This is a genomic window from Formosa algae, assembly GCF_001439665.1.
Lineage (GTDB): Bacteria > Bacteroidota > Bacteroidia > Flavobacteriales > Flavobacteriaceae > Formosa > Formosa algae.
The window spans coordinates 88,346-98,308 of record NZ_LMAK01000036.1 but is presented as its reverse complement, the minus strand read 5'-3'; the positions used below and the strand labels follow the sequence as shown (position 1 = coordinate 98,308).

Below are 9,963 nucleotides of genomic sequence, written 5' to 3'. Positions count from 1 at the left end.
AGCGATGCCGTTCAGGTGACCGTAAACGCTACAAAAGTAGAAGTGATTGCCGATGCAGGAGAAGATGAAACGATTTGTGCAGGCGAAACCGTAACACTAACTGCAACAGGAGGTTCGTCTTATGTATGGAGCACAGGGGCAACCACTCAAAGTATTACAGTTAGTCCGAAACAAACCACAACCTATTCCGTTGAAGTCTCAGAAGGCGATGTATCTGCGACTGCAGAAGTGACCGTAAATATAATCGCGTTACCAGTAGCTAATGCAGGAGAAGACAAAACCATAGAATCAGGAGAATCAGTCACATTAACAGCAACAGGAGGTTCAGAGTTTTTATGGAGTAATGGAGCAACAACCCAAAGTATTACGGTTAGCCCAGTACAGACTGAAACATATTCAGTAGCTGTCTTTAATGCACTAGGGTGTTATACAGAAGATGATGTTATGGTTATTGTAGAAGCTTTTAAAGGAGAAGACCTTGAAGAAGATGTCTTAGATTTTGAATTTGATATTTATCCAAATCCAACTTCAGATGTCTTAAATATAAAAATTACAGGTTTAGAACGTGCTACTCCGGTAAGAATTTATGATATGTCTGGGAAAGTCTTATACAATAATATGATTCAGTCAGACGGGAGCTTAAGACACGAAGCGTTAGATTTATCTTCATACCCTAAAGGCTTTTATTTATTATCCATTTATAAGGAAGGAAAACCCATCACTAAAAAAGTAGTAGTTAAATAATTTTATAACATATATAAGCACAAAAAAACCGTCTAGATTCTAGACGGTTTTTTTGTGCTTATATATAGCGTGTTAGCTTCTGTTAATTCGCAGTCTGATATAGGTTTTTAGTAAAGGTTTTGTTCCTTTTAGGTGTAATAAAATATTGTATATAGCCACATAAGTATGCGTTTTAGTGTGGTTTAACGAATTTTTATGAGCTTTTACTTAATGTAAAAGGCCATTCGCTGAAAACATAAAAATGCTATCCAACTATTTCTAATCTTTGTGCCTATAAGAACTTAAAAAAAGATAATTATGAAAACAGTAAATTCTAAAATCGGATTAATGATGGTATTTTTTTGTTTAGCATTTGTAAGTGTTGCAAGTGCACAACAAAGAGGTGGAGGTGATCAAAAAGAGCCGCCAACTTATGCTAAATTATTAGAAGAAATGGATGCTAATGAAGATGGAAAACTTGAAGAATCTGAAGTAAAAGGTCCGTTAAAAGACGAGTTTGCAACTATAGATACAGATGAAGATGGTTACATTTCAGAAAAAGAGTTTGAAGATGCTCCAAAACCTAGTGGGAAAAGAAATTAAATAAATTGTTTGTTGTTGTTGTTAGAAAAAAGCTTTGTAAGCAATTATGAAGCTTTTTTCATTAAATAACATCGTATAATATTGAAATTAAGTTTGGTATGAAAGTGTTTAGAGCTATTAGAAAAAAACAATTACTTTCTGGGAAAACGAAAAATCATATAGTATACGCCTTAGGAGAAATTTTATTGATTGTAATAGGGATTTTAATTGCATGGAAAATTAATGACCTAAACGAAATAAGAAAAAATAAAATAGTCCAAGAAAAAATATATCAGAGTTTATACGAGGAACTCCATACAAACTTAGAGGTTCTCGATTCCTCTTTATTGCAATACAATAATAGTAGTGCATCCCTACAAAAAACTCTAAACTTTGTTGGATTAGACAGCTTGTCTAAAGCAGATAAAGATGTAATCATACTAGTAAATTTTAAAAGTGCTAATCTTAGAAATGAAGCACTAAGCTCAGTGAATTTTACAGACAAGTTTCAATTTCTTGAAAATGATACACTTGCAGAATTGATAGCAGAATATCCTTCTGAATTAAAGTCTTTTCAAGAGCAAGAATTAAAGATTAAAAATATTGTAAATAATAGATTAAAGCCTGTTCTGGAAGAACATCTTTCGTTAATCGACATTTTGCCAGAAGTGAATAATAATTATAATCAAATTAGAACGTATGGCCAGAAATCTAATTATTCAGCCTTATTAAACTGTAAAGAATATCAAAACAGTATAATAGATCAATTATTACAAACTAAAATACAGTTAAATATTACTATGAATCTTCGAAAAAAAACACAAATTCTTTCTATTAAATTAAAACAAGAATTAGAAGATTAAAAGTAATCTGTGATACAGTTTAATTAATAAAACCTGGCTTCAATGTCAAAAAAGAAAATAATCAACATAAAACCTAAAAACCATGAAATTAAGACATTTAAAAATACCAGTATTAAGATTCACTTTATTTACAGTAATAGTAGTGGGTTTTAGTTCATGTTCTAGCAGCGACAGTGATAGTACAACAGATACCGATACAGAAGAGACCGATGATAGTGTGTCTATAGATGTTGATGCTACATATTTTTATACCGAAGGCGAAACGTTAACAATTACCACAGTGCCTTGTTCGTTATCGGATGGTTCTAGCGCAGATTGTTATCAAATAGTAACGACAAGTGTACCGGCAGATCATAATATGGGACCTTGGTGTCCGGATAATATAGACGATGATGCTGAAGCAGGAGGGATTTGGCTTGAAGACGGAGAGGTGTACGATGTAGATGGAGCGTTTATAAAAAACATGGCCACTTTTTATAATGATGATAATTGGTTAATGTACGATGATAATGGTGATGTATATATTACAGAAACAGAAGAAGATTGTATTAATGCAGCGAATCCAGATGTTGGTACAGAATATGAGAATTTCTGTGTAGAGTGTATTCCAGATTATATTACAAGTGTGTCTCAAACGTGGTTAATTCCTATTACACCGGTATATCAAAGTAGTGCGACTTATTTCAATACAGCAGGTGGTGCTCAAAGTACAGTCCCTACAACTCGTGGTATTGCTTTAAATGGTATAGAATTTTCTGCGCCAGCACCTACAAGTAATATTTTAAGTGCTTACACTTTAGCGCCGTTTGACGATGCTGGAGGACATATAAATGTACACCAAGGGTATCACTATCATGCGGCAACAGGCTATAGCACAACTGTCGATCAAGAAGATGGTCACGCTGCACAAATTGGTTACGCTTTAGATGGATATGCTATTTATGAATTGTTAGATGAAGATGGAAATGAGCCTACAGATTTAGACGATTTACGTGGACACTCAGACGATGTTCGAGGGTATCACTATCATGTAGATGAAGCAGGAAATAACAACTTTATTAATGGTTTAAGAGGTGCTTATGTTTTATAAAACAGGAAAAAAAAATCGAGTGATTGCATTCTTTATCTGGATGTTAATGCCAATGCTAGCTTTGGCACACTCAACATCGCAATCTAGTACCGTATTAGTAGAAACGAAAAACGGACAATGGACACTTCAGGTTAGAGCTGCACTTTCGGCTTTTGAAAGTGTGGTCAATAATGAGTATACCGTTAAAGGGTACAATACTCCAGAAGAATTTGAACAATTAGTATTCAATTTAATGGCTAAAAATTTAGAGTTAACTGTTGATGGTCAGAATATTGAGTTAAGTCGTCCTAAAATTAAATTAGGCCATGAGACTTTAGTAGTGTATTTAATAGATGTGCCAGAAACGTTTAAAACGGTAACTTTAAATAATACCATGTTTCAGAATATTTTTAAAAGTAAAAACACGTTTATGATTTTAAAAAATGGTGTAAATAGAAATTTATTTGCTTTAGAAAAGGCGAATAATTTTAAAGCTAAAGTTAAACTTGAAGATACTAAATTTACTTTAGTAAACACTACAAATAGCTTAGCTAGCAGTGGTTTAAAATGGTATGTAGTTGTCTTTTTAGCGATGCTTGGTATTATAGGTTTGGTTTTTAAACTCAAAAAAAAGGAGAAACTAATTCCAGCTTTTAACCCTAAAGTTGTAAAAGAGGTGGTTTAATAACTGTATTATGTATTCAATCTTAATCCCATTTATTATGAAAAACAACAAATATATATTCGGATTTTGTTTTGTAGCTCTGCTCACTTTAATAGGCTACAGCTCATGTAGCAGTAGTAATTCGGATAGTGATACAGATAGCGAAACAGACACGTCAGAAGATGGCGATTATTTGATTTCAGAATCATTATTCAATTCAACGTCATTATTATCAATAGAAACTGTTACAGCGACTCTTGAAGATGGCACTTCAGCAGAATGTTTTCAACTTACATTTTCGAGTAATCCTGTTGAAAATGGTCCGTATTGTCCAGAAACCATTGAAGATATTGGAGGTTTAGGTATTTACGATGGCGATACAAATCCTGGATTTCAAGTTATGAAAGCAGAATTATTTAATGCTATGGAGGCCGATGGTTACGATATTATTGATGATGAAGGTAATATAAATATAGACGATTTTGTTTCAGGCGCTGTAGATGCAGATTTGTCTTATTGTTTAGAAGCTGCTCCAGATAACGAGTTGGAACTAACATTTTTAATTCCTGCTACGCCAAAATTAGCGTCTTCAAATAACGATATAGATACTATAGAATTGGTAGGAGTATCTTTAGATGGTGTGCCAATTAACGGAGATCCGCCGTCTGTAGCAAATCCAGGAAGAGAAGTTGCAGGAAATATACCGTCTCTAGATCCATGTGGTGGTCATCACGATCCTGCAGGCTATTACCACTGGCATTTTATTCCAGAATCTATGAATCAAGTTTTAGATGCTAATGGTATAACAGATGTAAGTTGTACGTTAATAGAGCAAGTTACAGATACTAAACTTATTGGTTTTGCTAAAGATGGTTTTCCTATTTATGCGTATGCTGTAGAACCAGACGATTTAGATGATTGTGGTGGAAGAACAGCCGAAACGACAGAGTTTCCAGAAGGAACATACCATTATGTAGCCAGTAATACAGATGCGCCTAATGTACCAAAATGTTTAAAAGGTGTCGCTGCAAATAATAGTTTTACATATAATTAATAAGGTTATGAGAAGGATACTTTTTTTCTGTTTGTATACAATCATGTCTTTGCAAATGGCACAGGCACATAATCCGTTATCTGCGGCTTATTATTTAGAAATAAATCAAGAATTTGGAATCCTAAACGTGAGTTTAAGTCAAGCTGGATTTCAAGAAGCTTTAGCAAAACATTATTCCAATTTAGACTTGGTTGCTTTGTCTGCAGATGAGTATAAACTGTTGGCTGTTAAATATATTAAAGAGAATTTTAATTTAGAAATTAACGGAAACCGTATCACGCTTTTAAATGGCGGATTGAAATTAGGAAATCACGAAACAGATTTAAAATTTATCACTTCAGAATTGCCTAAAACGGTAGAAACTTTAAATCTTAATATATATGCGTTTTCAGAGAACGAGCATCATCAAACTGTTTTTTCAGTGTTATTAAACGGAGAAACAAGTAAAGTTATTTTATCAGAAAAGAATAAGTATAGCACAACTGTTCTTTTTGAAAATAATAAAATGATAATTGATAAGGAACAGTCTCAGACGAATTATTTATGGATTTTAGCCATTATGGTTCCTAGTGTATTTGTGGGCAGAAAATTGATTTTGTCCGGTAATCAGAACTAAAATTTATAATATGAAATCTATACATTATAAGTTAATTTATATCATGTGTATTACTTTAACACTCGTGCTGTCTTGTAGTAGTGATAATGGTAGTGATGCAGACACAGATTTAGAGATTGAAATAGATGATGATACAGACTCTCAAGGTACTGTAGATATTACTACTGTGATTCAAGCTAATTTTATAAACGATTATACAGAAGCTGTTAGCATTCAGGTTAACGGAGATTATATTTCTATATCTAGCACAGGATTACCAGACCATAAAACTCCGTATTGGGGAGAAGGTCACGAGATGTACGAAGACTTTCCGGGGACTAATCATGCAAATGCGAATACCACCATGATTGCCTTTAATTATGTAATGACGATTCCAACGTATCCCGCAGAAGCCAGTGAAAAAGAGCAAACAGATTTTGGTCCAGTTGGGATGGCACTTAATGGAGTGCCGCTATATAATGATTATGAAGGTGGCGGATTATTAGCTGAAGATGCATGGGGAACATTTGATGCGTCTGGAGCACATCCTGGCCCGAATGAAGATTATCATTACCATTGTGAAGGGGAGTATTTAACTGTAGACGATTCTAATCTTATCGGGTTTTTAAGAGACGGATTCCCAGTATATGGCCGAAAAGATATGGATGATTCTTATCCAGACGATCTTGATGAAAATGGTGGACATGTAGGAGTTACTAGTGATTTTTCTGAAGCGATTTATCATTATCATGTAAGTAACGATGTGTATTCTACTTCTGGTTTATACGTTATTAAATCTGGAGATTATTATGGTACTAAAGGCACGTTTACAGAATAAATACACGTTGTAGTTAAGATGAAGCAGTTGTTTTTTCATAGTCTGATAATCCTAATAACACTTTCAGTATGTCAGAGTTGTAAAGATCGTGAGACTTCAAAAACTTCAATAATTCATGAAGCACATGCAGATGATACATTCGATTATTTTATAGATGTTAGTGCTATTCCAATAGATACTATAGCGTTTACAAATTCAAACTTAACATATATAAATGGTTTGTATCTCCTGCAAAATAAACCCTATTCAGGTATAGTTTACACTGTTTTAAAAGGATACGACGTTAAAACGTATAGTTCTGTCTTAAACGGCAAACTTCATGGGACGTATCGTAGTTTTTATGACAATGGTAAACCGTACGAGATTAGATATTACCGTAATGGGCTAGCTATTGGAACACATGTTGCCTATTGGAAAAGTAACGGAAATTTAAAATTTGAATATAATTATTACGATCAAAAGAAAGAAGGCTCTCATAAAAATTGGTTCGAAAATGGAAATTTATCATATTCATACCGGTATAAAAACGATCGCCTCTTTGGTTTGCAACAAGCATGGAGAATTAACAGAAGTCTGTATCGCAATTTTATAGTAAAAAACGGAGTTAGATATGGATTACAAAAAGCCAAAAGTTGTTACGAATTAAGTAACGAAACAGTGGTGACACAGGTTAGTAAAAACAAGAAAACCATTTAAATTGAATGCATTTTGTGTTCAAAAAGTGAAATATTAATATAAAACCTTAAACATGAAAAGAATATTACTTTTAGGCGCTTTTGCTTGTGTGTTTTTTGCTTGTGAGTCTAAGAAAGACAAAAAAGCGGAACAACAAACAACAGTAGAAGCCGACACTCGCAAAACCGAAAAAGCGCATCCAGATCGCAGACCAGGAGGACCACCAACGTTTGATACCTTGTTGTCTGAAATGGATACAAATAAAGATGGGAAATTAGCTGAAAACGAACTGAAAGGTCCTATAGCCGAATCCTTCTCTGAGATCGATACAGACGGTGATGGTTTTGTTTCTAAAACAGAATTAGAAAACGCACCAAAACCTGAAGGCGGACAAAGACCACCGGGTAAGAAATAGTAAAGTTACGCCACAATAAGGTGTTGTAACATGCAAATCTAAAAGTAAAGCTTGTAGCTAACTCAGAAATAAGAGATTGTTTCTATGTAGGTTACAAGCTTTGTTATATCTTATAAAAAATGATATAACAGCTATACTAACGTTTTATTTTAGTTTTCTAGAAGAATCTCTAATAATTAATTCAGGTTCCAAAATACTTTTATGTAGTACAGGCTTGTAGTTTTTATCATTTACACGCAGTAAAAACTGTTTGGCTACTAATTTACCAATCTCTTTATTATGTTGGTATATACTAGAAATAGAAGGAGATACGAGTGATGTAAAAGGTTCGTTACTAAATCCTACCAATGCAATTTGTTCAGGGACTTTAATATTGTGCTCTTGTAGCACTTGTAAGGCACCTAAGGCAGCATAATCGCCAGCAGCATAAACTGCATCAGGTAAAATAGGAAGTTTTAAAAGTTGTTCCATTTTAGCTCTTCCATCTTCTATAGATAAACTTCCTTCTAATAATAGATCTTCGTCTTCTGGTAATTCATGCTTTTTTAACGCATCCTTATACCCTCTAATTCTGTTTTTATATATTCTGGTATGACTATAACCTGCAATGTGTGCAATACGCTTACAGCCTTGTTCTACTAAGTGGTTTACAACAATATTACTACTTTGGTAATCATCTATACCTACATAATCTACACCAATATCATTTTCACCACGATCAAATAAGATTAACGGAATGCCTTTTTCTTTAATTTTGTTATAATGATCGAACGTTACGGTCTCATTCGCTAAAGAAGCAATAATACCATCGACTTGAGTTTGTAAAAGGGCATCAATATTTCTGCACTCTTTTTCAAAAGATTCGTTAGACTGTGTAATGATAAGATTGTATCCCTTTTTATTAAGCTCGGATTCTATGTTTTCTACGACAGACGAAAAGAAGTAACTGTTGGTTTTAGCTACAATAATCCCCACCAATTTACTTTTTCCACTACGTAGGGCAGAGGCTAAATGATTGGGCTGATAATCTAACTCTTTAGCTACTTTTTTCACTGCAGCCTTAGTCTTATCACTGATTCTAGGATGGTTATGTAACGCCCTTGAAACAGCAGAAGGCGTAATATTTAACACATTTGCTATATCTTTTATGGTCGTTTTTCTTTTGTTTTTCAAAATTTTATGTAAATTTGGTCAATCGTTTGAACAAATATATTCCTTTTGCGGTTCATTTCAGTATAAAATCTGAATCAATTCTTGATTTTGAATTGAATAGGGAAATATAAAAGATTTGCACAAACGTTTGTCTTAATGGTAATTATTGAATAATTTTATCATTGTAAAAATACAAAGAGGAATGGGATTCCTGTTAAAAAGTAAAACTTAATTAATATAAATTTAAATAAATGAGTAAAGTAGTAACGTTTGGAGAAATCATGTTAAGATTAGCTCCTCAAGGATTTTTAAGATTTTCTCAAGCTAACAATTTTGATGTTGTTTACGGAGGAGGAGAGTCTAACGTAGCAGTATCGTTAGCGAACTATGGTGTGTCTTGTGACTTTGTAACGCGTTTACCAAAGAATGATATTGGTGAGTGTGCTATGATGGAAATGCGTAAAAGAGGCGTTGGTGTTGATAAAATTGTATGGGGTGGAGAGCGTCTAGGAATTTATTTCTTAGAAACTGGTGCTGTATCTAGAGGAAGTAAAGTGGTTTACGATAGAGCGCATTCTTCTATGTCTACAATTGAATCAGGAATGATTGATTGGGATACTGTTTTTGATGGTGTTGAGTGGTTTCACTGGACTGGTATTACTCCAGCTATTTCTCAAAGTTCTGCAGATGTATGTTTAGAAGCTGTTAAAGCAGCAAGTGAAAAAGGAATTACAATTTCTACAGACTTAAACTACCGTGCTAAATTATGGAACTACTGTGACGATGCGCACAGAGAAGCTGTAATGACAGAATTAACATCTTACTGTGATGTTGTTTTAGGAAATGAAGAAGATGCAGAAATGCATTTCGGAATTAAGCCTGATGGTGCTGCTGTTCAAACTGCTGGACACGATGTGAAAGCTGAAGCATTCTTATCTGTTTGTAAGCAAATGATGGCTAAATTCCCTAAAGCTAAAAAAGTAATTACAACATTAAGAGGATCTATCTCTGCATCTCATAACACTTGGGCTGGAGTATTATACGATGGAACTAAAATGTTAGAAACACGTCAATACCAAATTACTGATATCGTTGATAGAGTAGGTGGTGGAGATTCTTTCATGGGAGGGTTAATCTACGGATTATTAACATACCCAGATAACGATCAAAATGCATTAGACTTTGCTGTTGCTGCATCTTGTTTAAAACACACTATTAAAGGTGATGCTAACTTAGCTACTGTTGCTGAAGTTAACAAACTTATGGGTGGAGACGCTTCTGGTCGTGTTGCTAGATAATAACTGAAAACTTAAAATCATTTAAAAAACAAACA

General features: G+C 33.8%; 12 protein-coding genes. 11 read left to right on the top strand and 1 reads right to left on the bottom strand.

Features of this window, described 5'->3' with window-relative positions; genetic code table 11:
• The 10 genes from AST99_RS10695 to AST99_RS10650 form a co-directional block, all read left to right on the top strand.
• Positions 1-744, top strand: a 744-nt coding sequence (locus AST99_RS10695; protein ID WP_157486359.1) for a T9SS type A sorting domain-containing protein, incomplete at its 5' end; no start/stop codon positions are given.
• A 297-nt stretch (positions 745-1,041) separates the two neighbouring features.
• Positions 1,042-1,326 carry an EF-hand domain-containing protein gene (locus AST99_RS10690; protein ID WP_057781830.1) on the top strand — a complete coding sequence of 95 codons (285 nt, stop codon included), beginning with the start codon at positions 1,042-1,044 and terminating at the stop codon, positions 1,324-1,326.
• A 98-nt stretch (positions 1,327-1,424) separates the two neighbouring features.
• Positions 1,425-2,168 carry a hypothetical protein gene (locus AST99_RS10685; RefSeq protein ID WP_057781829.1) on the top strand — a complete coding sequence of 248 codons (744 nt, stop codon included), beginning with the start codon at positions 1,425-1,427 and terminating at the stop codon, positions 2,166-2,168.
• A gap of 82 nt (positions 2,169-2,250) precedes the next feature.
• Entirely contained in the window at positions 2,251-3,258 is a 1,008-nt protein-coding gene (locus AST99_RS10680) for a YHYH protein (protein WP_057781828.1), read from the top strand.
• Positions 3,248-3,922, top strand: a complete 675-nt coding sequence (locus tag AST99_RS10675; protein WP_057781827.1) for a DUF6702 family protein — start codon at positions 3,248-3,250, stop codon at positions 3,920-3,922. The genes AST99_RS10680 and AST99_RS10675 overlap by 11 nt, the downstream gene beginning before the upstream one ends.
• Before the next feature lie 37 nt (positions 3,923-3,959).
• Positions 3,960-4,955, top strand: coding sequence for a YHYH protein (locus tag AST99_RS10670; RefSeq protein ID WP_057781826.1), 996 nt, complete (start codon positions 3,960-3,962; stop codon positions 4,953-4,955).
• A 7-nt stretch (positions 4,956-4,962) separates the two neighbouring features.
• Positions 4,963-5,571 (top strand): hypothetical protein, encoded by a 609-nt coding sequence (locus tag AST99_RS10665; protein WP_069727837.1) that lies wholly within the window; start codon positions 4,963-4,965, stop codon positions 5,569-5,571.
• 10 nt (positions 5,572-5,581) lie between these two features.
• The gene (locus AST99_RS10660) at positions 5,582-6,388 is read left to right on the top strand and encodes a YHYH protein (RefSeq protein WP_198151473.1); all 807 of its coding nucleotides are present in this window, start codon (positions 5,582-5,584) and stop codon (positions 6,386-6,388) included.
• Between the two features lie 18 nt (positions 6,389-6,406).
• Positions 6,407-7,084, top strand: a complete 678-nt coding sequence (locus AST99_RS10655; RefSeq protein ID WP_057781824.1) for a toxin-antitoxin system YwqK family antitoxin — start codon at positions 6,407-6,409, stop codon at positions 7,082-7,084.
• A 52-nt stretch (positions 7,085-7,136) separates the two neighbouring features.
• Complete coding sequence (locus AST99_RS10650; protein WP_057781823.1) at positions 7,137-7,478, top strand: CREC-EF hand family protein; 342 nt, start codon at positions 7,137-7,139, stop codon at positions 7,476-7,478.
• A 144-nt stretch (positions 7,479-7,622) separates the two neighbouring features.
• On the opposite strand, the gene AST99_RS10645 is transcribed toward AST99_RS10650, so the two are convergent.
• Positions 7,623-8,651, bottom strand: a complete 1,029-nt coding sequence (locus AST99_RS10645; protein WP_057781822.1) for a LacI family DNA-binding transcriptional regulator — start codon at positions 8,649-8,651, stop codon at positions 7,623-7,625.
• Positions 8,652-8,881: 230 nt separating this feature from the next.
• Here AST99_RS10645 and AST99_RS10640 point away from each other — a divergent pair, with 230 nt between their 5' ends.
• Positions 8,882-9,928, top strand: coding sequence for a sugar kinase (locus tag AST99_RS10640; protein ID WP_057781821.1), 1,047 nt, complete (start codon positions 8,882-8,884; stop codon positions 9,926-9,928).
• The last annotated feature ends 35 nt before the right edge of the window (positions 9,929-9,963 follow it).